Here is a 26,122-nt window from a genome sequence, read left to right on the forward strand (position 1 = left end):
TCATGCTGAAGCGATTGATCATCTTATTACTATTAATGGTTGCTTTTGGATATTCAAATGCACAAATATCTGTCGGCAAACCGGTGATCGTAGAAATCATTTCTCCTAAAGGTTCTGCTTTCAAATTTGGTGCCTTTGCAGATATGAAGGGTTACGGAATACAGAGCATCCAGCAATGGAATAACCGGGTAATTGTTTATGCAAATACAGCCTCTCCCGAACAATTAAAAAAACGTATAGCGAAAGATTTCTCCGTGGATCAGGTTATTCTGTTTCAAAATCCATTCTACGATTTTAACAGGAAATATTGCGACAGTAAAACTGTCGCTAAACAATGGGATAATATTATACTTACCGCAAATTTAGTAAACAACCCAAAGATGCAGCAGGAGTATCTTAATTATCATGCTACACAGTTTCAAAAGTGGCCGGAAGTTTCACAGGGATTTTGTAATGCCAATTTTCAGCAATTGCTGGCATTTAAAACCGGCAGACAGTTAATGTTGGTTATCAGCATTCCCAAAGGCGAGAGTTTAGATAAGTTAAATCCGTTGACCACCAAAAATAATCCCCGTGTTAACGATTGGAATAATATCATGAAAAACTATCAGGAAGGTATTGCGGGGACTAAAAAAGGCGAAACCTGGGTGTTTTTTAAAAATGTTGACGAAAAGAAATTTATTGAATAACAGCTAAAGATAGCAACCAATAACCATGTTAAAATTAGGCATATTAGGATTAGGAGAAGGCCGCAGTACCATGTCGGCAGCATTAAACAGCGATAAGTATGAGCTTAAAATGGTGTGCGATAGAAACATCGAAATGTGTAAACAGCGCGCCGAAGAGTTCAATTTCCATCAATACACAACCAGTTATCAAAAAATGCTGGATGATTCCGAGATTGATATTGTCGCTATTTATACCCCCGATCATTTACATGCTGAACATGTAAAACAGGCATTGCTGCATAACAAACATGTTATTTGCACCAAACCCTTTATTGATGATCTTTCAAAAGCACAGGAATTGCTTGATCTGGCAGCTAGAACCGATAAAAAGGTTTTTGTAGGTCAAAGCTCCCGTTTTTTTGAACCTGCAAAAAGGCAAAGGAAAGATTATGAAGAAGGTTTGCTAGGCGATCTGATTACAGTTGAAAGTCACTACCACGCCGATCATCGTTGGTTTTTGGAGAAACCCTGGGCGCTTGAAAATGCATTCAAATGGCTATATGGTGGTTTAAGCCATCCGGTAGATTTTATACGCTGGTACATGCCAAATGTTGAAGAGGTAATGGGCTATGGTATGATCAGCAACAATGGTAAAATCGCGGGATTAAAGAATGAAGATACCATGCACTTTATTTTTAAAGCTGCAGACGGACGAATTGCGCGGGTAAGCGGCGCTTATACCGGTTACACCCAACCCACGCAGCGCGATAGTGGCATGAGTGTGATATTAAGATGTGCAGAAGGCGCATCCCAGGCGGATTATCATGAACTTCGTTATGCCGTAACAGATAAAACGGGTGAAGAAAAGATTATTTATTGGGGAGATAAAACGTTAAAATATTATTTCAGGTTTGAGGGGCAAAGTCATCACGCAGGCGAATACCAAAACTATCTTGAATATTTTGCTGATTGTTTAGAAAGTGGCGAAACCGCATATCCTGATATTAAAGAAGGTATAGGCACAGTTGCTTTGTTACAGGCAATGGACAAGTCATTAAAGACAGGCCAACCCGTGAAAGTTGCTGATATACTTGCCGAATACAGATTATCACCTGAAAAATTAAGCGCATGATATTAGCGATGGGCAGTTTGGTTACCAATTTAACACCGCTGGATTATGCCATTGTAGCGGCATACATCGTCGTGCTGATGATTATTGGGTATAGATCTAGTTTTGCAAAGAAGAAAAATAAAGATGAAACGCTTTTCCTTGCCAATAAATCATTGGGATGGGCCAGCATCGGCTTTAATATGTGGGGTACTAACGTTGGTCCGTCAATGTTACTGGCTTATGCCAGTATTGGGTATGCGACAGGCATAGTAGCTGTGAATTTCGATTGGTATGCCTTTGTTTTCTTGTTGTTACTGGCAATAGTTTTTGCACCTAAATATTTGGCGTCCAAAGTAAGTACGATGCCCGAATTTATGGGTAAACGCTATGGCGATTCTACCCAAAATATACTTGCATGGTACGCACTGATCAAAATATTGATCTCGTGGTTATCATTAGGCTTGTTCGCAGGTGGGTTTTTAGTAAGGCAGATCTTAGGCATCCCGATGTGGGAATCAGTAATTGTATTGGTATCATTTGCCGGCCTTTTTACTTTTGCAGGGGGGCTGAAAACTATAGCCAAGGTCAATTTCTTCCAGATGATATTGCTGATAGCAGTATCGTTATTATTAACGGTAATAGGCGTTGTAAAGGTTGGAGGACTATCAGCAATGTACCACAAAGTACCGCATGATTATTGGAATCTGATACATCCCGCGAGCGATAAAAAATATCCCTGGTATGCTATTTTGTTAGGCTACCCTGTTTCTGCTATAGCATTCTTTTGTACCGATCAAGCTATGGTACAGTCGGTTTTAGGTGCTAAAAATTTAGAGCAGGGGCAATTGGGCGTAAACTTTATCGCATGGCTTAAAATACTATCGCTGCCGCTTTTTATCCTTACTGGGATATTGTGTTTTATTCTTTATCCGGGCTTAAAAGATCCCGCCGAAGCTTATATGACCATGGTCACTCATCTTTTCCCTCCGGGATTAAATGGTTTAGTAATCGTAGTGTTGATAGCTGTATTGGTAGGTACTATCGGTTCGTCATTAAACTCACTGAGCACCGTGTTTACAATGGATGTTTACGTTAAAAAATTCAATCCAAACGCAACTAACAAGCAAATTATAAAGGTAGGGCGAATGGCTGTAGTCGCAGGCTGTATGTTTGCAGTCGCAGTAGCTTTGGCTATTGACAATATAAAAGGACTTAACCTATTTGATGTCTTCCAGTCCGTTTTAGGCTTTATTGCACCGCCTTTGGCTGTCGTATTCTTATTAACCGTATTTTGGAAAAAGACCAGTCGTAAAGCTGTTAATACGGTCTTATCCGCTGGTTCAGCATTTAGTTTGGGTACGGGCGTGTTGTATTTATGGGTTTTTACGCCCGATAAATACCCCATCTGGCCGCATTATTTATTGCTGTCGTTTTACATTTTCGCATTTCTGATGGCATTGGCTATTATTATTTCATTGCTGGATACAAACCCTGTAATGTACATCCCCGACAAGCTGGTAACCATTGTTAAGCCTACCAGGCGGGTTAAAATTGCCTGGGGCATTTTAATCATTGTGATGATATGCCTGTACCTGATATTTAACGGACATTAATGTTATGAAGGATAAAAAAGCTAGTAGCTTAAAATATGTTGTATTAATTGCGTTGCTCGGTTTAATGCTTTTTAGCGATGCCGCCAAAGCGCAAAAAGCATCTTGGATCTGGTATCCGGGTGATTACGAGGTTTGGCTCAGTAATAAAATGCAAACCAGGCGTACAGAGCGCGGTACCTTTCTACCCCCATTCTGGAAATTGGACAGCCACTACGTATTGATGAATTTCCATAAGGATTTTGAACTCACCGAACCTGAAGACGCTAAATTATATGTGGAGGGGCAATATAACGTAAGTTTAGATGGTAAAACTATTCGTGGTTATCCTAAAGTAATTCATATCCCCGCAGGGAAACACCGCATCAGTTTAAAAGTATATAACCAGGCTAATGTACCGGCTATATTTGTTCAGGGCACTCATCTGGTATCAGATACTTCGTGGCTGGTAACTTATGAAGATAAAGAATGGATTGATGCCTCCGGTAAAACCTCCGATGTATCGGCCACAAAATACTTACTTGCCGGAAGCTGGGATTTTACAGATCCCAATGTATTGCCGTCAACCTATCATTTACCCGTTGAAGAGCATAAAGCAGCCAGCATCAGCAGAAAACCACATTCTATGTTTGTAGATTTTGGGAAAGAAACTTTTGGTTATATCAAACTCAACGGACTAAAAGGAAAAGGACATGTTTCGCTATACTTTGGTGAATCACCTGAAGAGGCGATGGATACCGCACGCTGCGAATTGGCAGATAAAATAGACATAGATCAAAACGGTGGCGATTTTACTTTCAGCGGATCAAGGGCATTTAGATACGTAACTGTTTATTATGATGATAACGTCAGTATAAATGATGTATCCATGCTCTATGAATACTCGCCGGTGAAGCAGCGCGGCAGTTTCAAATGTTCTGATGAGGAGGTCAATAAAATATGGGATGTATCGGCTTACACTTTACACTTAAATACCCGCGAATTTTTTATTGATGGAATTAAACGCGACAGGTGGGTATGGTCCGGAGACGCCTACCAAAGCTATTTAATGAATTATTACTTGTTTTTTGATTCGCCAACGGTAACCCATACACTATCTGCTTTGCGCGGTAAAGACCCGGTTACCAGCCACATCAATACCATAATGGATTATACGTTTTACTGGTTTCTTGGTATTAATGATTATTACCAGTATACGGGCGATAAAACATTCATCGAACAAAATTACCCGCGCATGCAAAGCATGATGGACTATTGCCTTTCCCGCCGGGATAAGGATGGTTTGATGCAAGGTTTAACAGGCGACTGGGTCTTTATTGATTGGGCCGATGGATTGAGTAAACAAGGTGAAGTCAGCTTTGAACAGATCTTATTCTGCCGTAGCCTTGAAACAATGGCACAATGCGCCAAAATTGCTCATGATGATGCAGGTGCTGAAAAGTATGCTGCGATAGCCGCTGATTTGCGGGCTAAAATATTCAACTATTATTGGAATGAACAGAAACATGCGTTGGTTCATAGCCGGATTGACGGTAAACCAACAGATAATGTTACCCGCTATGCTAATATGTTCTCCATCTTTTTTAATTATTTGGACGATGCTAAAAAACAGGACGTTAAAAAATATGTATTGCTGAATAACGATGTACCTAAGATCACTACACCTTATATGCGTTTTTACGAACTGGAATCGCTATGTGCCATGGGCGAGCAAAGCTATGTTTTAAAACAAATGAAGGATTATTGGGGCGGGATGCTAAAACTGGGCGCAACTACATTTTGGGAAGAATATAACCCCACAGATACAGGCGCTAATATTTACGCCATGTATGGCAGGCCTTACGGCAAAAGCTTATGCCACGCCTGGGGTGCAAGTCCGATCTACCTATTGGGGAAATACTATTTGGGCGTAAAACCTACCTCACCGGGTTATAAGGACTATATAATTGAACCCAATTTAGGTGGTTTACAATGGATGCAGGGAAGTGTACCCACCCCTAATGGCGATATAAAGGTTTATGTAAGCACCAAACAAATTAAAGTAAGTAGTGATGACGGCTTAGGAATACTTCGTTTTAAAAGCAAAACTACACCAACCTGTAAACAGGCTAAGATTATAGCGAAAGGTGATAACATATTTGAACTACAGGTACTAAAAGGAACTTATTTTACAGTCGATTATAACGCCTTGTAATAAATGAAATCTTTCCTGAAATATACGCTGCTAATGCTGGGGTTATTGCCCATTGCATCCTACGCCCAATTAGTTGATAAAACCCCTGCTCCGGTTCCAATTGCACCCGATGTATACCATTTTGACCCTTGGGAAGATCCATCGGTTGACGGTATAAACAGGCAGGCAGCACATGCCACAGCATATTCGTACAGCAATTTACAGGATGCCTTAACAGGTGATAGGGACAAGTCTGGCAGAATGATGTCATTAAACGGTTATTGGGATTTTTCCTATTCTCCTATGCCTGCCGATACGCCAAAAGAATTTTACAGGAGTAGGGTACAGGGATGGAAAAAGATTATCGTTCCCTCAAGCATGGAGATGCAGGGATATGGAAAACCGATCTACAAAAGTGCGGTTTATCCGTTCCGTCCTGTAAACCCTCCGCACATGCCTACAACCGATAATAGTGTAGGCAATTATCAGCGTATATTCACCATTCCTGCTAATTGGAAGGATATGAACATTACGCTAAGTTTTGGCGGAGTAAGTTCAGGGTTTAAGGTTTGGTTAAATGGTAAATTCCTGGGTTATGGCGAGGATAGTTTTTTAACATCAGAGTTTAACATAACACCATACTTACAACCTGGCGAAAATATTTTATCGGTACAAGTTATCCGTTGGACAGATGGCTATTTCCTGGAAGATCAGGATCAGTGGCGATTGAGCGGCATCCACCGCGAAGTAATGCTATTAGCCGAACCTAAGCTGCGTATTGCTGATTTCTTTTATCAAGCCAAGTTAGATAAGGATTATAAAGACGCTCTTTTTCAATTAAGGCCCCGAATGGAAAACCTTACCGGGGAAGAAGTACATGGTTATACCTTGGAAGCACAATTGTACGATAAGAATAACAAGCCTGTACTTGAAAAACCGATGGAGAAAAGTGTAGAGAGCCTGCTTAACGAAATTTATCCAAGGTTAGGGAATGTTAAATTCGGTATAATGGAGGCAAAGATCAAGAACCCGGCTAAATGGAGTACTGATGAGCCCAACTTATACACACTGGCACTTACCTTAAAGGATACTACGGGGCATATTTTAGAGGTAAAAAGCTGCAAAGTTGGTTTCCGCAGTATCGAGTTTTCCAAGACTGATAGTAAGCTGCTAATCAATGGTAAGGTTACCTATCTGTATGGTGTAAACATGCCCGATCATGACCCGATAAAAGGTAAAGCTTTATCTCGTGCGGATATTTTACGTGACATACAAACGGTTAAGCGGTTCAACTTTAATTGTATCCGCACCAGCCATTATCCGAAAGATCCTTATTTCTATGATCTGTGCGACCAATACGGCATCATGGTTATAGACGAGGCTAATCTGGAAACACATGGACTTGGTTCAAAATTAAGCAATGATCCAACCTGGGCCGGTGCTTATATGGATAGAATGACACGTATGGTAATGCGCGATAAGAATCATCCTAGTATCATCGTGTGGAGTTTAGGTAACGAGGCAGGCGAAGGGCCAAATCACGCGGCAATGGCAGGATGGACGCATGATTTTGATATAACGCGCCCCGTGCATTATGAACCTGCCCAAGGAACGCCGCAGGCAGAAGGATATATCCCACCGGATGATCCAAGATACCCAAAAGCTAACGACCATTCACACAGGTTGCAAAATCCTATTGATGAGCCTTATGTAGATATTATCAGCAGGATGTATCCAGGCTTATTTACCGCTGATTTGTTGGCAAATCAAAAGAACGGGGACCATCGTCCTATATTCTTTGTCGAGTATTCGCATGCTATGGGTAATTCCAATGGTAATTTAAAAGAGTTTTGGGATATATGGCGTAATACACCACGCATTATTGGCGGCGCAATCTGGGAGTTTAAAGATCAGGGATTACTAAAAAAGGATGCTAACGGCACGCCATATTATGCTTATGGCGGCGACTTTGGCGAAAAGTATTATGATGATTTCACTATAAAAGGCTTGGTAGCACCCGATGGTCGGCCAAAACCCGCTATGTATGAATGTAAACATGTTTTCCAACCGGCCGAATGTAAATTGATTGACACAGCCAAAGGTATTATTAACATAAAAAATTGGTCTTCGGTAAGGTCATTGGGCTATTATACTTTAACATTGCAAGTAAGAGAAGATGGAAATATCATCACGAAGAGAATAATTCCATCGATCAATGTTCCGGCAATGGGGGATACCACAGTTTCCATAGCGCAATACTTACCTGTTATGAAAGCTGGCCATGAATATCTAGCCGATTTACATTTCACTTTGCCACAAGACGAACCATGGGCATCTAAAGGATTTGAAATAGCGGCTGATCAGTTTGCGTTAACACATGTGCCGGTTATTATCAACCCCGCTAAGCATTACGCTTCTGTTGAGTTACAGAATACACCAAACAATTATATAATGAGTGGCAAAAATTTTAAAGTGACCATCTGCAAAAGCAATGGTGCTTTAAGTTCTTACCTTATGAATAATCAGGAACAAGTGTTTGCGCCATTATTGCCACACTTTACCCGCCCATTAACGGATAATGATCAGCGTGGATGGAAATCCAATAAAAAATTAAAACCATGGTATGCTGATAGCTTGAACCTCAAAGATGTATCGGCTAAGAGAATAGAAAACGGATTGGTTCAAGTAACCAGCAACTACACACTTATTAACGATAGTGCGGCAGTGCGGGTAACTTATTTAGTCAACGGCAACGGTGTGTTAAAGGTGAATTATGCCTTAACCTGTAAACCGGGTTTGCCAAACATACCCGAAGTTGGTATGCAATGCGGTATCAAGCGCAATTATGATAACATTAGTTGGTATGGCAGAGGTTTGTACGAAAACTATGTTGATCGTCGTACAGGTTTTGAGGCTGGTATTTATTCGCAGCCTATTAATGAGTTTAATGAGCCATATGTAGTGCCACAGGAAACAGGCAACCGCACAGATGTACGTTGGATGTATTTATCGGATATAAATTCAACTGGATTGCTGGTGGTGGCTGATAGTTTACTTAGCATGAATGCCTGGCCTTATACCGAGAAAAATATAGAGGCAGCCAGGCATACCAATAAACTGAAGGATGCAGGCTATGTCACCTTAAATATTGATCTGCTGCAAATGGGTGTAGGTGGTAATGATAGTTGGTCGGATATAGGTGCTCCGTTGGATAAATATCAAATACCTGCAAAGAATTATAGCTACAGTTTCTACTTGTTACCGGGTGCGGTCAATGCTCAAAAGGCAGTTAAATTATCAAGAGAAATTAAATTTAATGCCGCTAATTAATATGAAAAAGCTCGTCCTCTTATGGCTTGTTCTTATATGCTGCAATAGTTGGTTTGCTTTGCATGGTTTTTCGCAAGCGGTTAAAAAGAAGGATTATGATGTGCTTAAACAAAGTTTCCTGCATCCGCCCGAAAACGCCAAGCCTTGGGTTTACTGGTACTGGATGCAGTCAAGTGTATCGCGTGCAGGCATAACGGCAGATTTGGAATCGATGAAGGCCGAGGGTTTCGAAGGTGCATATTTAATGACTATCAAAGGCCCGGCAACGCCACCTTATATGACGCCACCCATTGAGCAATTAAGCAAACCATGGTGGGATATGGTAAAATTTGCTTTTAGTGAAGCAGATAGGTTAGGATTGAAGTTGGCCTTGCATGATTGCGATGGTTTCGCGGTAGCCGGTGGGCCATGGATAACTCCCGAATTATCTATGCAAAAAGTGGTATGGACAAAAACCTTAGTTAGTGGCGGAAAGCTATTCCACGACACTTTAACCAGGCCACAAAGCTACAAAGGGTATTACCGGGATATTAAAATTCTGGCTTATCCATCACCTATCGGTAGTGGCGTCACCAGTAACACTATCGTACCTAAAGTAACGGCAAGCACAGGGGCAAACGTGCAATATCTTGCAGAAGCTGGCAATAAAACCAATTTTGCCAGTAGCACACCATGTTGGATACAACTGGAATTCACCCAACCTTTTACTTGCAGATCGTTAACTATTCACACCAATGCCAGCAACTATGAATCGGAGCGATTACTGATTGAGGTCAGTGATGATGGTAAGACCTTTAAACCCCTAACCCGGTTAGACCCACCCCGCCATGGCTGGCAGGATGGTGATGCCCAGATCACCAATGATATTGTACCTACTACTGCAAAATTCTTCCGTTTTGTGTACGATAAAGCGGGTTCAGAGCCAGGATCGGAAGATTTGGATTTCGCTAAGTGGAAACCATCACTAAAATTATCCGGTATTGAACTATCTGCTGAATCACCGATCCATCAATATGAAGGCAAAACAGGCGAGGTATGGCGGGTAAGTAAACGTACCAACACCCAGCAACTACCTGATGAATTATGCGTACCGAAAGATAAAATTATTGACATTACTGATAAACTGAATATTAAAGGAATTTTAAACTGGCAGGTTCCAGCTGGAACCTGGACAATATTACGGGTTGGCTATACCTCAACCGGGCACACCAATGCAACAGGCGGAGCTGGTAAAGGCTTAGAGTGTGATAAGTTTAACCCTGCGGCGGTAAAACTACAGTATGATAAGTGGTTTGGCGAAGCCGTTAAACAGGTTGGACAACAAACAGCAAAACGTGTTCTGAAAATATTTCACGTAGATAGCTGGGAGGCAGGCAGCCAAAACTGGTCGCCTGTATTTGCTGCCGAATTTGAAAAACGTCGGGGCTATGATCTGCTACCTTACTTACCCGTAATGGCCGGCGTACCGGTACAAAGCGCATCGGTATCAGAAAAAGTATTAAGTGATGTGAGGCAAACCATTGCCGAATTAGTTTCCGATAACTTTTTTGGTACGATGGTTAAACTGGCACATGCGCAAGATTGCAGCTTTAGTGCCGAGAGCGTTGCGCCAACCATGGTGAGCGACGGTATGCTGCATTATAGCCAGGTTGATATACCAATGGGCGAATTTTGGTTGCGAAGCCCTACACACGATAAGCCTAACGATATATTGGATGCGATTTCTGGCGGACATATCTATGGTAAAAATATTATCCAGGCCGAGGCTTTTACAGAGCTTCGCCTGATGTGGGATGAGCATCCCGCCATGTTAAAAGTCATAGCTGATAGGGAATTCGCGCTTGGTATTAACCGTTTTACCTTTCACGTAGATGTACATAACCCATGGCTTGACCGTAAACCGGGGATGACCTTGGATGGCATTGGTTCTTTTTTTCAGCGGGATCAAACCTGGTGGAAACCCGGCAAAGCATGGGTGCAATATGTACAACGTTGCCAGGCCATGCTGCAAATGGGGCACCCAGTAGTGGATGTGGCTGTATTTACAGGCGAGGAAACACCGCGCCGCGCAATTTTGCCGGAAAGATTGGTAAGTACATTGCCGGGCATTTTTGGCGAAGAAAGAGTGAAATCTGAAAAGATAAGACTTGAAAATAAAGGCGAACCAATGCAAACCATCCCTGATGGGGTAAATAGTTCAGCAAACATGGCCGAGCCGCAACAGTGGATAAATCCGATGCGCGGTTATGCCTATGATTCATTCAATCTGGATGCTTTGTTAAGGTTGGCAACTGTTGATAAGAACGGCCGTGTTGTATTACCGGGTGGGGCAAGTTACGGTGTTTTAGTGATACCGGGTAGCCGTCCAATGTCACCAGATAGTAGTATAATGTCGATACAAGCAATTGAGAAAATTCGACAATTAGTAAAAGATGGGGCAACTATTATCATGGGTGATCACCCAACTCAGTCGCCCGGTTTATCTGATGATAATATCGTTAAACAAAATGCTGATGAGCTTTTCAATTCATCAATCCTAAACAAAAAGTTACTTCTAGCTCCTTACACAGGCGAAACGTTTGATAAGTTGGGTATAAACCGGGATGTGATCGTTGCTGATTCAACCGGTGATTTTGCAGAAAATATTGCTTGGAATCATAGAGCAGGGATAGGGTTTGATACTTATTTTATTTCAAATCAAGATAATCGTCAGCACACCATAAGCCTATCATTAAGAGCATCAGGTAAAGTACCTGAATTATGGGATCCGCTGACAGGCGACATAAGAATTGCCGATGACTGGAAAATTGAAAACGGAAGAACTATATTAACAATAAGTTTAGATGCCAACGGCTCTGTATTTATTGTTTTGAAGCAACCTGTTACAGCTAATGCATCGAAAACACATTCAAATATTCCATCGATTAAGATCGTACAAACACTTAAAGAAAACTGGCAGGTTCAATTCGATAAATCATTCGGAGGCCCTGAAAAATCTGTAGCTTTTAATAGCTTAACCGATTGGAGCCAAAATGCAAATGATGCTATCAAGTATTACTCCGGTACAGCTGCTTATACTCAGAATTTCAATTGGAAAAGTGATGAAAATATCAATATATGGCTCGACTTGGGTAAGGTAGATAACCTTGCAGATGTGTATGTTAACGGCATCCATTGTGGCACAGCATGGACGTATCCATATCGGGTTAACATTAGTAAAGCCTTGAAAAATGGCAATAACAAGATCAGGATTGAAGTAAGCAATACCTGGGCAAACCGTTTAATCGGCGATCATGCTTTACCGGGAAATAAACGAATCACCTGGACAAATGCCGTTTACAGATTGGACGATAAACCCTTATTACCGGCAGGCTTATTGGGCCCTGTAAGGATTGTGAAATTAGAATATTAATGAATTATTGATGATGAGAAATATGCTGAAAGGATTTGTGATGTTGATAGGATTAACGTTCGTTTCAAGTTTTTTATATGCGCAGGATAAAGCCTTAGTAAATACCTCAGCTAGCCCGTATGCCAAACTAAGCAGCGTTAACATGGGCGATGTAACCTGGACAACAGGTTTTTGGGCTGACAGATTTAAAGTTTGTCGGGAAACAATGATCCCCAACCTATGGAAAATATACAGCGACCCAAAGATGGGCCATGCAATCCAAAACTTTGAAATTGCCGCCGGATTGGATACCGGTTCGCATGTTGGGCCGCCATTTCAGGATGGAGATTTTTATAAATTGTTTGAGGCCGTGGCAAGTATGTATGCGACTACACATGATCCCAAATTAGATCAATTGATGGATAATACCATTGCGCTGATAGCAAAAGCTCAAAGTGCGGATGGTTATATCCACACCCCAACATTAATAGAAGAACGCAAGCACCCAAAAGATGCAAAAGCATTTGAAGACAGGCTGAACTTTGAAACCTACAACTTGGGCCATTTAATGACTGCCGCCTGCATTCATTATCGGGTAACAGGCAAACGGAACTTTTTAGATGTAGCCATCAAGGCAACTGATTACCTATACCGGTTCTACAAAACAGCATCCCCAGAATTAGCCCGGAATGCCATATGTCCATCGCATTATATGGGAGTGGTTGAGATGTATCGCACCACACATGATCCTAAATACCTGGAGTTGGCAAAAAATCTGATTAATATTCGGGGATTAATGAAGGACGGTACCGATGATAATCAGGATCGCATACCATTTAGGCAACAAACCGAGGCAACAGGCCATGCGGTAAGAGCAAATTATTTATATGCTGGTGCTGCGGATGTTTATGCCGAAACCGGCGATACCACGTTGATGCACACACTAAATCTGGTTTGGAATGATGTGGTTAACCGCAAAATGTACATTACAGGTGGTTGCGGTGCATTGTATGATGGCGTATCGCCCGATGGAACCTCGTACTTATTGAAAGATGTACAGGAAGTACATCAGGCTTATGGGCGCGACTATCAATTACCCAGCCTTACCGCCCATAACGAAACCTGCGCAAGCGTAGGCAATGTTTTATGGAACTGGCGCATGCTGCAACTAACAGGTGATGCTAAGTATGCCGATGTTATGGAGCTCACACTATACAATGGCATGTTATCTGGCATTAGTTTAGATGGTAAAAGCTTCTTTTACACTAATCCTTTAAGCGTTAATGATGATCTTCCTTTCAGAGATCGCTGGTCTAGGGATAGGGTAGGCTATATCGCTTATTCAGATTGTTGCCCGCCGAATGTGGTTCGTACCATTGCCGAGGTTAGCAATTATGCCTACAATATTTCTGATAAAGGGCTTTGGTTTAATTTATATGGCGGTAATAAATTATCAACCAAACTAAAAGATGGTTCAGCTATAAAATTAACGCAAACTACGGCTTATCCATGGAATGGTAATATCAATATCCGGTTTGACGAAACATCCGGAAAGAACTTTTCTGTTTTTCTTCGCATCCCCGGATGGTGTAAAAATGCTGTGTTGATGGTTAATGGCAAGTCCACTAATATCAGCTTACCCCTTGGTGAATACGCCGAAATAGCCCGTAAATGGAAAGCCGGTGATCAAGTCGAACTACAACTACCTATGCCGGTTAAATTTATGGAAGCCAACCCTTTGGTTGAAGAAGCCCGCAACCAGGTTGCCGTAAAGCGTGGCCCAATTGTTTATTGCCTGGAGTCGAAGGATCTGCCAAAAGGAGAAAAAGTGGTTGATATTGCACTTAGTTACAAAGCCAACCTGCAACCTCAACTCATTAAAATTGCCAATAGCGACATTATGAGTTTAACTGGTACAGCCGAAGTCAGAAATGAAAACAACTGGAAGAATAAACTATATAAAGAAGTTTCCTTAAACAATCTAAACACTACACATAGCATCCGTTTGATACCATATTATGCCTGGGATAACCGCGGACATGCAGATATGGAAACGTGGATTCCTTTTGATCGGTAGCTAAAGCATGTTAACCACATCCTTTGCGCGTTCTTTAGGCAATACAATTAATGATGTTACTTTTCCATCTTTAACCGTAGCCTCAACCGTGGTGTTATAAGGCGCATGCAACTTAAAGTGCACATTCCAGTCTTTTGGCCATGCCGGGAACAGGTAGATTTTTTTATCATCAACCTGCATCAGCATTTCCTGCAATCCTATCATGCCCGATCCGCCCCAGTTATGGTCAGGAGTCCAGTCGAAACCCGGCCCCCAGAATGCAGGAAAGCGGCGGCCTGAGTTTTTTAATTTATATGTGGTTAGATCAGCTGCTTCTTTGGTCAGACCCATTCTGGCAGCAAAAATATTATCTTGTTTCCAACCCACTCCGCTTCTGAATTTGATGGCAAGCGTGTCGTATTTCCAAGTGTTTATAGCTATATCCAAATCAGGTTTGCCTACACCGTATATTCCCCAAGGAAAAACAGGGTAAAGCTGCATGGTTTCCACATTGTTAATCCGCTCCCACGATTGGGCAGGTGAAATGGTTTTATGACCGTTAAACTCGCGGAAATTGAGCGGAGGTAATCGTTTTAACATGGTCTCCCACTTTGTACGTTCTTCAGCAGTTAAATACTGCGGTGGTAATTGTAATAAAGTTTTAAGGACAGTTTGCAACCCGGCTATAGTCGACGTAGAATTATAGGCCATTTTGTATGTCTCCGCCCCAGATCCAGGAAACAGTACCAAATGACCATCACCGTCAAATGTTTTTATGCCCCGTTGTTTAGCCAAATACTGGTAATGCTCATTAAAAAAAGTAAGGCAACTTTCAATAAACGGAATATATTGTTTGATATCAGCATCGGTATAATGTTGGGTCTCCATCATCATCTGACAAAATTCAAGTACGGTATCCCATGTATATTCCAGCCATGCATTGTATTCAACACCTTTATCAAGACCAGCTGGGCGTTTTAGGCCATATTCGGCCATATTTGGTAATCCGAAGTTTTCAATTTGCTCGGTAAAAGCAGCACCTTCATGTCCCCAATAAACTTTGCTTCGCAATTCGGCATTATGTAAGGAGTGGAGATAAAAGTCAAACTGCGGTTTCATCATGGAAAAATCACCGTTTTTAAGCATGGGCCAATATACAAGACGCTGGTTCTGGGCGGTCATCAAACCGCCGCCCCAGTTTCTGAAATCAGGGGTGAAATTAAACGACGGATTTACGTATACAGGATCAAAAGTGAATAATCCCCCATTAAATTTAGTTGGGTATTTGCCGAATGCATTGCAACCCAACATGTAACGGAACAACTGGTAGTTGCGCCCCACCTGACATGCAGTATTATCAGGATTAGTATTATCAGGGTTGATGAATATGTAGCTGCGTTCCCAAAATTGCTTCCACCAGTTTTGTGTTGCTTTTAGTGCCGATGATCGGTTTGCTTTGGCATCGTGAGTTACACTATCCAGCCTTTCCTGCCATATTTTAGATGAATCTGCATAGGTTGTATTAAGGTCAACTTCCAATTCTTGTTTCGTTTTGGCTTTATCGCTTTGCAAAATCCAACCTTCAAAATCAGTATTTTGATATTTGCCGGTATATCTTCCTGCGGGTTTCATGTCCTCGCCGGTTAGCATACCGCCGAAAATCAGATTACGCAATGGATTGAATAATTGTGATTTTACTGATTCCAATCCCTCCTCACTTACGGTAGCATCAAAAACGGAGGTATCTTTATTTTGATGATAGAATTGAACAGCATTGTTTGTAAAGCGGATACTGTCTTTAATGGTTTTAACCTGTACCGCGTTATCCCATTTCCACGAACCTTGATTGTTCTCTTGTCCGTGCGATTCACGGTCACGATAACGCCAGCTTTCATAGGCGGCTTCAGCCTTTACGGGGTGATCGCTATTAATTTCGATATGAATTACCGGCCGGTAAACATCAACCCATAGCTTAACTTGAGTAGCCAGATTGCCATTTTTACCATTGATGATAACTGAACCATCTTGCAATGATAACTGTTGTTTAAAGTTAGTATCAGAGAATGGATTGGGTGATAACTTGATCCTAACACGACCTAATTTTAAGAAAGTATTATTTTCATCAAACGTGCCGCTTTTCGAGATGTAGAAATAGATCTCGTTGTTTTCGCACCAAACATTCAAACCAATATCCCCGCCACCGCAGGGCATGGACTCGCTTGAGTTTTTACTTTGACTATTCCACGTTAAATCGCAGAATTTTAGCTCTGTTGATTGTGCTTTTACAGTTGTGTAACTAAATGCTATAAATAAGCACAATAACAAATACCTCAATTTCATCTGCTGGTTTTATATGGTTATGCGAATATCACATACTGTACTTAAACGACCAAGAATTTATTTGCTTGCATTGTTTTTTGTTTGCTCAACGGACCATTTAATCAAGTCATTCGCTGCTTCGAAGTTCTGGAATCCATAAGGGAGTTTGCGCCCATCAGTATATTCGTTATAAAACCACGGGTCGCCAACAGCAAAAACGGTTCCTTTACCATATTTAGCTACCGCTACAATTACATCATTCTTATCAGTTAAAGCTGAATAAGCAGGTGAAGTTACCCTAAGCGTGCTGATCTCTTTGATATAAACCTTTTTTGCAGTTTTGAATATTTCATTACCAGTGGGGATGTAAATTGCCCCTTGTTCAAACTGTGCGCCCTGAACATGGTTGCGGCTGTCTTCATTATATTGAATGCCAAATTTTGCCATCAGGTTATTTAAGTGCTTAAACTCCGCATTGCCTGTATCGTTATTTAGAATTAATAATACGCCGCCTGCATGTACCCATTCGCTAATCGCTTTTATATGTGCGTCTTCAATATATTTAGTGTTTGGGTTTTCCTTCGGGATGTCAGGATCAACAATAATATAGATACTTGATTTCCTAAGATTCTGCGTTGTTGGTCCGGTAAAAAGTGTCTCTTTCTTTACCCCATAGTTATCAAAAATATGCCCAAAGATGGAGAAGCCGTCATTGTCCATCTCACCCCATTTGTAATGATAGGATTCGATTTTGCCTAGTTTGTTTTTTCTATGTTCGTCGTTAAAATAACTGTCGAGTGTTACTGTTTTTCCTGCGCCCTCGTTGATGTGCGCTAAACGCTCGACCTCAACACTGGCTTGTATAAAAGCGCCGATGCCTTTTGGGTCGTTTTGAACAACTTTCTCGCTTAGATAATACTGATAGCTGCCATCGCGGTAAGGTTTGCCACCTAAACCACCAACGCTAACCGTTCCGTTTAGGTTTACTTGTCCATTAGCATCAGTTGATATAAATTTAGCTAAAATGCCATTATACCCTTTTTTAGCGACTGCTAAATAGCTTGCAGGCAAGTATCCTTCACGTGCGCCTTTAGCCAAAGTATATACAAACATGCATGATGCGGATGCTTCCGGATAATTGCCGGTTGCACCTGCTTTATCCATTATTTGATACCATAATCCTGATTTTGGGTCCTGATATTTTTGAATCGCTGCCGCGAAACGGTTTAATATGGCCAATAATTCAGCCCGGTGAGGATTGTTTGCCGGGAATTTATCAAGCACATCAACCAAAGCCATAGCATACCAACCGTCAGCCCGTCCCCAGATATTTTGAGATAAGCCTGTTTGTGGATTTGCCCATTTTTCAGATTTGCTTTCGTCCCATCCATGATAATACAAGCCTGTTTTTGCATCTCGGGCATGTTTATCTATCAAAATGAATTGCCTGGCGATGTCATTAAAGTCGGTATCCTCTTTAAAAGTGTTGGCATATTCGGCATAAAATGGTTCGGCCATATATAAGCCATCTAACCACATTTGGCTGGTGTATCTCTTCTTGTGCCAAAAACCGCCATCCGTAGTACGGGGTTGGTTGCTTAATTGATCACGTATTTGCAACAGTGCTTTATGATATTTTTCCTTCTGCAGCACGTTATACAAAAGCAAAACAGATCGCCCGCACAAAACATTATCCAGGGTATAATCATCCTTCTTATAACCTTTAATTGTTCCATCATCAGCAACCAAAGCATCCATATAATTTTGGATATACTTAAAGTATTTTTTGTCGCCGGTTTGTAACCAAACACCTTCCATGCCTTTAAGCACAACGCCTTGTTCGTAAGTCCAGCGGGCCTTGCTCGTGTCAACCCACAGCTTCATAGCTGTACTTGCCATGCGTTGCGACCATGGCTGATCCTGCGCATTAACAAAAGTAGTTGTGGCAAAAAAGGTAATTATTATAAAGAGTATTCTTTTCATAACGATGATTGGCGACAAATTAAGTTTATTCAATTATAGCGAAACTCCTCTTTTCCAGGGGATAAAGTCGTTTTGCCCATGTCTTACCGCGCTAACTTCTACATCGCCGCTGGCCACTTTAATAATATAATCTAAAATACGTTCACCTGCTTGTTCAATGGTTTCATCACCTTCAACAATAGTTCCTGTATTAATATCTATAATATCGTTCATGCGTTTATAAAGACTGGTATTTGTCGCAATTTTTATAACAGGTGTAATAGGATTGCCGGTAGGGGTGCCTAAACCTGTTGTAAATAATACAACGTTAGCGCCGGAACCAACTTCAGCCGTGGTTGATTCCACATCATTACCCGGCGTACACAATAGATTAAGTCCAGGTTTGGTTACTTTTTCAGGATAATCCAGTACGTCTGTAACAGGTGAAGTGCCGCCTTTTTTAGCTGCTCCTGCTGATTTTATCGCATCGGTTATTAAACCATCTTTTATATTACCCGGCGACGGGTTCATATAAAAACCTGATCCAGCTTCATCTGCCCGCTGGCTATAGCTACGCACTAATGATGAAAAACGTTCCGCCTTATCCTTATCAACACAACGGTCGATCAAATTTTGCTCAACACCGCACAATTCAGGGAATTCAGCTAATATAACCGCTCCGCCAAGCGATACTAGCAGGTCTGATGTATAACCAATGGCAGGATTTGCAGAAATGCCGGAAAAACCATCCGAACCACCACATTCCAATCCTATAACCAGTTTATTTAAAGGTGCCGGTTTACGGGTGTTTTCGTTAGCTTGTATCAAGCCTGCTAAAGTTTGGCGTATGGCGAGTTCAATCAAATCTGTTTCCAAACCCACTTTTTGTTGATCCAGTATGTATAGCGGCTTTTTAAAGTTAGGATCGCGCTTGGCAATTTGTTCCTGTAAGGTTTTAACCTCCGCATTTTGGCAGCCTAAGCTTAATATTGTAGCTCCCGCTACGTTGGAGTGGGTAATATATCCAGCCAATAAACCACATAGCGTAGTTGAATCCTGCCTTGTGCCCCCGCAGCCGCCTGTGTGGGTCAAAAACTTGATGCCATCTACATTAGGGAATAATTTATGCTGATGCGCACTAGCATCATCGCTGCCGATCTCTGTAAACAGTACCTCATCCACGCCACTGCCGGAAGCAATTTTGTCGATCAGTTGCTGTGCTTTTATCTCATAAGTCTTTTTGCGGCCATACCCCAATGGTTTTACCAATGCTTCCTGTAAAACCTCGATGTTGCGGTTTTCACAAAATACCATGGGTATTACCAACCAGTAATTGGCGGTACCCACATCTCCGTTTTCGCGGTGATAACCATTAAAGGTAGCCGACTCCCATTTGGTTGCATCGGGTTTATCCCAGTGAGCATGCTTGTTTCCTGTTAAAAAGCCACTTGCGGCATGTTTAACGTTGGTAATAGTTAATAAGCCGCCAGCAGGAATATCGCTTTGTGTAATACCAACTAATACCCCGTACATAATAATTTCAGTACCGGTGGGCAGATCGTTAATGGCGAATTTATGTTTACCGGGGATAAATTCAATCGTTTTATAGGTTTCTCCCTTGTAGGTTAGTTCTTCACCGGCTTGTAGGTCGGTGAGGGCTACCATTACATTATCTTTAGGATGAACCTTAGTTATTCTTTGTTTCATGATGATAACTTATACTGCGGTCAATTCTTTAATGCCGTAGGTTAGTAATGTATTAAGATTATTTATAACAGCTTGTTTAAAACCCGGTAGGGCAGTAAGGTCAGTATCCCAAAGCTGTTGATTACTCAAAATGTTATTGACTATTAAATCGGTGTCCTGCGCTTTCCATACTTTTGAAAAATAAGAGGTCTGGCTATCGGTAACGGTGTATTCCAGGCCATTAACTGAGCCCACGTAAGTTCCATCAGTTTTACGCTTCACTTTCATAAAACGAATAAAAGCAGCAAAGCCCAATGCCATGTTTGCTGGTACCGAATTATTTAGTTTATAATAGTTTAATAATAAAGGTACCACACGCATCTTTAATTTAGCTGAATATTGAACGGAAATACTCAACCATTCGTGCCTGATATGCGGGTTGCGGAAACGGTCTAATACTTTACCTGCAAAGTCCTTAGCTATTTGGGGATCTATTTCATAAGGAATGGACTGAATGATTTCATCATAAGCTACTCCATTAATAAATTGTAAAAACTTATCATCATCCATAGCCTCTTTAACGGTATTAAAGCCCGAAAGGAATGCAACCGCACAACTTAAGGTATGTGAGCCGTTCAACAGGCGTAATTTCAATTCTCTGAATAATTGAATATCCGGTGTGATCACCACACCTTTATCCACTTTGGCGAATGATAATACCGAAGCTACTTTCTCATCACCCTCAATTGCCCAAAGACTGTAAGTTTCAGACATGATATTCAGGTCATCGGTATAGCCACGTTTACTCTCCAGTTCAGCGGCCAATTCTTTAGCGGGTTTGCCCGGAACAATCCTATCAACCAATGAATTGCAAAAAGTATTGTGATTTTCAAGCCAGTCTATAAACTCAAATTCAAAATTGTTTAAATGAGCCAGCTCAATTACAATAGCTTCTAATTTTTTCCCGTTGTCGACAATCAGTTCCGTAGGGATGATAACCAACCCGCTTTCCGTGCTTCCATTAAATGCTGTATAGCGTTCATGTAAAATGGCAAGTAATTTTCCCGGGTAGGAAGCAGGCGTTTGATCTGTGATTTCTTCTTTAACTAATTGTATCCCAACCTCTGTGGTGTTAGATATAATTACCTGAAGATCGGGGCTTTTAGCTACGTCCAATATCGCCAGCCATTCATTAGTCGCGGATAATACCCGACTAATAGCCGAACAAATAGTTGCTTCTTCAACCTCCGCTCCATTTTCTATGCCTTTTGAATAAATGGTGTATAATCCATCCTGTTTGTCAAATTCTGAAGATGAACCGGTATCTGTTGATTTGATCACTACCACACGGCCATTAAAAATACCTTGTTTGTTGGCTTTGTCAATAAAGTAGTCAGGTAACCCTCTCAATAAAACGCCTGTTCCAAATTGAAGTACCTTTTCAGGCAGGTCAAAAATTTGTTCGCCGGGTATTTGTAATCCCGTAACGTGAATGTTTTTTAAATTGCTTTTTGATAAGATCATATTATTTAGAATCATTTAAATGCTGTAAAACATCTTCAACATTCCAGTCGTCTTTACCCGAAAGAATGTTTGCTATAGTATATGTTTTGAGTTCTTTTGCTGTTAATTGATGCGACCATGCCGCACGATCTTTGGTGTTTGCACCAGGGCCGGCACTTTCATATTCGGCGAAGAACGCAGTCTTTTCATTATCGGGATTGCGCCAGTTATCCCAGCCTACGGGTATTATTTGCGCCCCCATTTCAGTATGTATATAAACCGACCGCGCATAAGGCCTCCAAGGACGGGCCAGATACACTTTTTTTGCAGATGAATCTGCTATCAGCTTACAATCAAAAAATACATACCCAAACTGCTGACGCGGTGTAGTAGATGGTGCAGTAATATAAGAGTTGATTAAATTTTTAATAATACAATGATTGAAAACGGCTGTAGCTTCACCAAAAATGAAATCTGTTGTGCCCTGTATAAAACAATCGGTGTAGTATTGCCTGCTATTTTCGGTAGCTGTGTACAGAGTATCCTGGTTCCCTAACAAGTTACAGTTTTTGATGATGCACCTGTCGCCCTCAACATGCAGGGCAACAGCCTGACCAACCCGGCCAGCTGTATTTTCGATAGTTAAATTCTCGGCGACAAAATCATTACCTTGTACTAAAACTGTATACGAAGTGTAAGTGGTGAATTTATCCTTGCCAAAAGCATCCTTCCCGCCTGGATTTGCTTTACCCGAATAATCATTATTGGTAATAATAGTATGTTCTTTATCCTCGCCCACTAATGATATTTTTGTTTTCCAGGACGGAATAACCAGCTTTTCGTGATAAATACCGTTCTTAATAAAGATAGTGACCTGTTGTTGTGAAAGATCCCGTACTGCGTTAATAGCTTCCTGTATAGTTTTAAAATTGCCACTGCCATCCTGTGCCACGGTAAAATGGGTAGGGTAGGTGGCGGTTTGCGCGAACAAGCCTATCGAAGCGAAAAAGAAAATGATAAGTAGGGTTAACTTTTTCATCTCAACACTAATTAGTCTTTATAAATGAGTTACTATCTGCACCAGATTTAAACGAGGTTGCCTCAACAGCTTTGCTTGTATCCGTATGTGATACTTTAATCTGAGTTGTTTTTTTACCGCTTACCGAAAATAACAGTTGCGCATTTGAGTAAGCAACATGATCAAAACTGATATTGTTGCTGTTGGCTATATTAATAAGCGGAGAAGTGTCCTTACAATCAAAATAAACATTCTTTAGGTTGATATTACTGCCTTCAATAATGTCAGCGCCTTTATTGGTTTTTAAGATCAGGTTGCTCAAATAAATATCTTTGATATTCATTTCGGGCAGGCCTCTTACCTGTAAACCTTTTTCAGCACCTATACACACCACATTGTCTACATAAAAATCCCTGAATTGGGGGGTAGCTTCTGTTACAGGAGGAATGGTTTCTGTGCCACCGGTCTCAGCTTCACCTGGGGATTTGCCCATATAGTACATATCAAACAATATGGCATCAGTAACAATATTGCGCATGTTGATGTTTTTAATGTAGATGTTTTCAACAACTCCACCACGACCGCGGGTAGTTTTAAATCGAAGGCCAACGTCGGTACCGATGAAAGTACAATCGGATACAAAAATATTGCGTGCCCCGCCTGACATTTCGCTGCCGATAACAAAGCCACCATGTGCACGGTAAACTACATCGTTCCGCACAATCACGTTCTCAGTAGGTTTCCCTCTTTTACGTCCTTCTTCATCCCTGCCCGATTTAATGCAGATACCATCATCACCTGTTTCAAATGTGCTGCCTTCAATCAATACATTCTTGCATGATTCTACATCAATGCCGTCACCATTTTGCGCATTCCACGGGTTGCGTACATGAACGCCTTTAAGGGTTAGGTCTTCACAAATTAAGGTATGCAGGCACCAAGCCGGAGAATTTTGGAAGGTAACATCCTGCAACAAAACCTTTTTACAGTTGGTGAATACCACCATATTAGGCCTGAAAAAGTCTTTCATCGATTGATAATCAGCCAGTTTTTTACCCGGTTTTATTATACCTGCATCAGGCGTGCTTAATCCGTTTAAATAACTTTGCGATGGATACCAGGCATTACCATTCTGGCTTACAATGCCGCCTGTAGCTACTAATGCATTCCATTCATTTTCGGTTAGTCTGTCTTTACCAATTGCACGCCATGCTTCGCCGTGTCCGTCAATAATACCTTCGCCGGTTATGGCAATATTATTTAGATCGCTACCTGAGATGGGTGATTGGTTACGAACAGCGGCATGCCCCTCATAATTACCTTCCACAAGTGGATATTGTGTTTTATCATTTGTAAATTGTAATAACGCGGCACGGCTAACATATAAGTTCACATTCGATCTCATCACGATTGGCCCTGTAAGCCACAACCCTTGTGGTACTAATACTACACCGCCGCCTTTATTACTGCAATCGGCAATGGCTTTATTAATGTTTATGGTATTGAGGGTGATGCCATCGGCTTTAGCCCCGTACTTTATAATGTTAAATGTGTCTTTCTTAAATGAAGTATGGCCAATAATAGGCAAGTGTTGCCACGAATACGATGTAGTTTGTGCAGATGCTAGAAATGACCAGGTAATAAGTAACCAGGTAGCAATAAGCAATCTTCTGATAATAAGCATATTATTGGTTGTTGTTCGAGATTGATGCAAATGCATCTATTAGCTCAATTGGTTTAATTAATTAATATGTCAATGTGACTATTAAAACAAAATTAAGACACTGTTAACCAATAAGGAAGTAAATGGGCAACTAAAACAACTTCAACGTTTGCGTAAATTAGTTGCCCATTAAAATGCGGGAATTAAGCCGGTTACCCGGCAATTTTATTTGAATGTGAAGTAGTTTTTAGCGTTGTAATAGCAAATGTCTTGCACTATTTTACCTGTCCATTCTATATCTGCAGGTAACTCACCGTTTTCAATATCCTCAGCCAGTAAGTTACAAAGTAAGCGACGGAAATACTCATGCCTTGGATAAGACAAAAAGCTGCGTGAGTCGGTAAGCATACCCACCAGTTTGCTTAATAATCCCATACTTGATAAAGCATTTATTTGCTTGGTCATTCCATCTTTTTGATCTAAAAACCACCAGGCTGCTCCAAACTGAATTTTCCCGGCAACGGTGCCATCGTTATAATTACCAGCCATTGTCGCGAACAATTCATTATCAGCCGGATTAAGATTATAAAGAATGGTTTTAGCTAACTGATTTGTAGTATCCAACTTATTTAAAAAGCGCGACAATGCCTGTGCTTGTGTAAAATCACCAATAGAATCATAACCGGTATCGGGGCCTATTTCAGTATAAGCACGGGCGTTATTATTGCGTAACGCGCCTAGGTGATATTGTTGCACCCAATTTTTTTCATGATCCCAAATGGCAAATTCATAAAGCATTGCCGATTTGAATTTAAGCGATTCAACAGCGTGCAATGATTCACCTTTGCGTATTTTGGCGAATATGGCAGCAATCTCATCATTGGTGTAATCTTCGGCATATATTTGCTCTAAACCATGATCTGATACACTACAGCCATTCTCTGCAAAATAATCGTGGCGTTTTTTTAATGCCTCGAGGTAATCACTATAGCTTTGAATTGGTTTGGCGTTAATAGCCTCAAGTTTGTTAATGTATTCGTTTAATGATTTTGGATCGTCAGCATTCATCGCCTTATCGGGCCTGAACGCAGGATACACTTTAACTTTCCAATCACTTTGTTTTATTTTCTGGTGATACTCCAGGTTATCAATAGGATCATCAGTGGTACAAATAACTTCCACATTCATTTTTGTGATGATGCTTTGTACGCTGTATTCAGCTGTTTGTAGTTTAGCGGTACACTCCTCATATATTGTTTTAGCCGTTTTGGGCGACACTACATCATGCACATCAAAATAGCGCTGTAATTCCAGGTGCGTCCAGTGGTATAAAGGGTTGCGTAGAGTATATGGAACTGTTTCGGCCCATTTCTCAAACTTTTCCAGATCGGTTTTACTGCCGGTAATATATTGCTCATTAACACCATTCGCGCGCATGGCACGCCATTTATAATGATCGCCTTTAAGCCATATCTCCGTTAGGTTAGCAAAATTTATATTGTTCGCGATCTGCGCGGGATCAAGATGGCAATGGTAGTCGATGATAGGTAAATGCGCAGCATATTCATGGTATAAACGTTCCGCGGTTTTGCTTTGTAAAAGAAAGTTTTTATCTAAAAAAGGTTTCATAAA

14 protein-coding genes are annotated in these 26,122 nt (G+C 41.1%); 7 read left to right on the forward strand and 7 right to left on the reverse strand.

The window, feature by feature from the left end; all coding sequences use genetic code 11:
• The first annotated feature begins 2 nt into the window (after positions 1 to 2).
• Genes GSQ74_RS19260 through GSQ74_RS19290 form a run of 7 tightly spaced genes read left to right on the forward strand, consistent with a single transcriptional unit; the run spans position 3 to position 14,360 of the window.
• Positions 3 to 689: an L-rhamnose mutarotase gene (locus GSQ74_RS19260; protein ID WP_158995839.1), complete on the forward strand. Its 687-nt coding sequence runs from the start codon at positions 3 to 5 to the stop codon at positions 687 to 689.
• Between the two features lie 25 nt (positions 690 to 714).
• Complete coding sequence (locus tag GSQ74_RS19265) at positions 715 to 1,800, forward strand: Gfo/Idh/MocA family protein (protein ID WP_158995840.1); 1,086 nt, start codon at positions 715 to 717, stop codon at positions 1,798 to 1,800.
• Positions 1,797 to 3,392, forward strand: a complete 1,596-nt coding sequence (locus tag GSQ74_RS19270; protein ID WP_254060929.1) for a sodium/solute symporter — start codon at positions 1,797 to 1,799, stop codon at positions 3,390 to 3,392. Before GSQ74_RS19265 ends, GSQ74_RS19270 begins: the two co-directional genes overlap by 4 nt.
• A 4-nt stretch (positions 3,393 to 3,396) precedes the next feature.
• Positions 3,397 to 5,583, forward strand: a complete 2,187-nt coding sequence (locus GSQ74_RS19275) for an alpha-L-rhamnosidase C-terminal domain-containing protein (RefSeq protein ID WP_158995841.1) — start codon at positions 3,397 to 3,399, stop codon at positions 5,581 to 5,583.
• Between the two features lie 3 nt (positions 5,584 to 5,586).
• Positions 5,587 to 8,892: a glycoside hydrolase family 2 TIM barrel-domain containing protein gene (locus GSQ74_RS19280; protein WP_158995842.1), complete on the forward strand. Its 3,306-nt coding sequence runs from the start codon at positions 5,587 to 5,589 to the stop codon at positions 8,890 to 8,892.
• Between the two features lies 1 nt (position 8,893).
• The gene (locus GSQ74_RS19285) at positions 8,894 to 12,304 is read left to right on the forward strand and encodes a glycosyl hydrolase (protein ID WP_158995843.1); all 3,411 of its coding nucleotides are present in this window, start codon (positions 8,894 to 8,896) and stop codon (positions 12,302 to 12,304) included.
• Between the two features lie 10 nt (positions 12,305 to 12,314).
• Positions 12,315 to 14,360 carry a glycoside hydrolase family 127 protein gene (locus GSQ74_RS19290; RefSeq protein WP_254060930.1) on the forward strand — a complete coding sequence of 682 codons (2,046 nt, stop codon included), beginning with the start codon at positions 12,315 to 12,317 and terminating at the stop codon, positions 14,358 to 14,360.
• Here the strand turns inward: GSQ74_RS19290 and GSQ74_RS19295 are convergent, their stop codons facing one another.
• From GSQ74_RS19295 to uxaC, 7 genes are all read right to left on the reverse strand, one after another.
• A complete protein-coding gene (locus GSQ74_RS19295) occupies positions 14,361 to 16,679 on the reverse strand; it encodes a DUF5703 domain-containing protein (RefSeq protein WP_158995844.1) in 2,319 nt (772 codons plus the stop codon).
• A gap of 57 nt (positions 16,680 to 16,736) precedes the next feature.
• Positions 16,737 to 18,641, reverse strand: a complete 1,905-nt coding sequence (locus tag GSQ74_RS19300) for a glycoside hydrolase family 88 protein (RefSeq protein WP_158995845.1) — start codon at positions 18,639 to 18,641, stop codon at positions 16,737 to 16,739.
• Positions 18,642 to 18,674: 33 nt separating this feature from the next.
• Complete coding sequence (locus GSQ74_RS19305) at positions 18,675 to 20,327, reverse strand: UxaA family hydrolase (RefSeq protein ID WP_158995846.1); 1,653 nt, start codon at positions 20,325 to 20,327, stop codon at positions 18,675 to 18,677.
• A gap of 9 nt (positions 20,328 to 20,336) precedes the next feature.
• Positions 20,337 to 21,830: a tagaturonate reductase gene (locus tag GSQ74_RS19310; protein ID WP_158995847.1), complete on the reverse strand. Its 1,494-nt coding sequence runs from the start codon at positions 21,828 to 21,830 to the stop codon at positions 20,337 to 20,339.
• 1 nt (position 21,831) lies between these two features.
• Complete coding sequence (locus GSQ74_RS19315; protein ID WP_158995848.1) at positions 21,832 to 22,848, reverse strand: pectinesterase family protein; 1,017 nt, start codon at positions 22,846 to 22,848, stop codon at positions 21,832 to 21,834.
• A gap of 7 nt (positions 22,849 to 22,855) precedes the next feature.
• Positions 22,856 to 24,511 carry a glycoside hydrolase family 28 protein gene (locus GSQ74_RS19320; RefSeq protein WP_158995849.1) on the reverse strand — a complete coding sequence of 552 codons (1,656 nt, stop codon included), beginning with the start codon at positions 24,509 to 24,511 and terminating at the stop codon, positions 22,856 to 22,858.
• A gap of 204 nt (positions 24,512 to 24,715) precedes the next feature.
• A complete protein-coding gene (uxaC, locus tag GSQ74_RS19325) occupies positions 24,716 to 26,119 on the reverse strand; it encodes a glucuronate isomerase (RefSeq protein WP_158995850.1) in 1,404 nt (467 codons plus the stop codon).
• Positions 26,120 to 26,122 lie beyond the last annotated feature (3 nt).

Origin of the sequence: Mucilaginibacter sp. L196 (genome assembly GCF_009765905.1) — a bacterium.
Taxonomy (GTDB): Bacteria; Bacteroidota; Bacteroidia; order Sphingobacteriales; family Sphingobacteriaceae; genus Mucilaginibacter.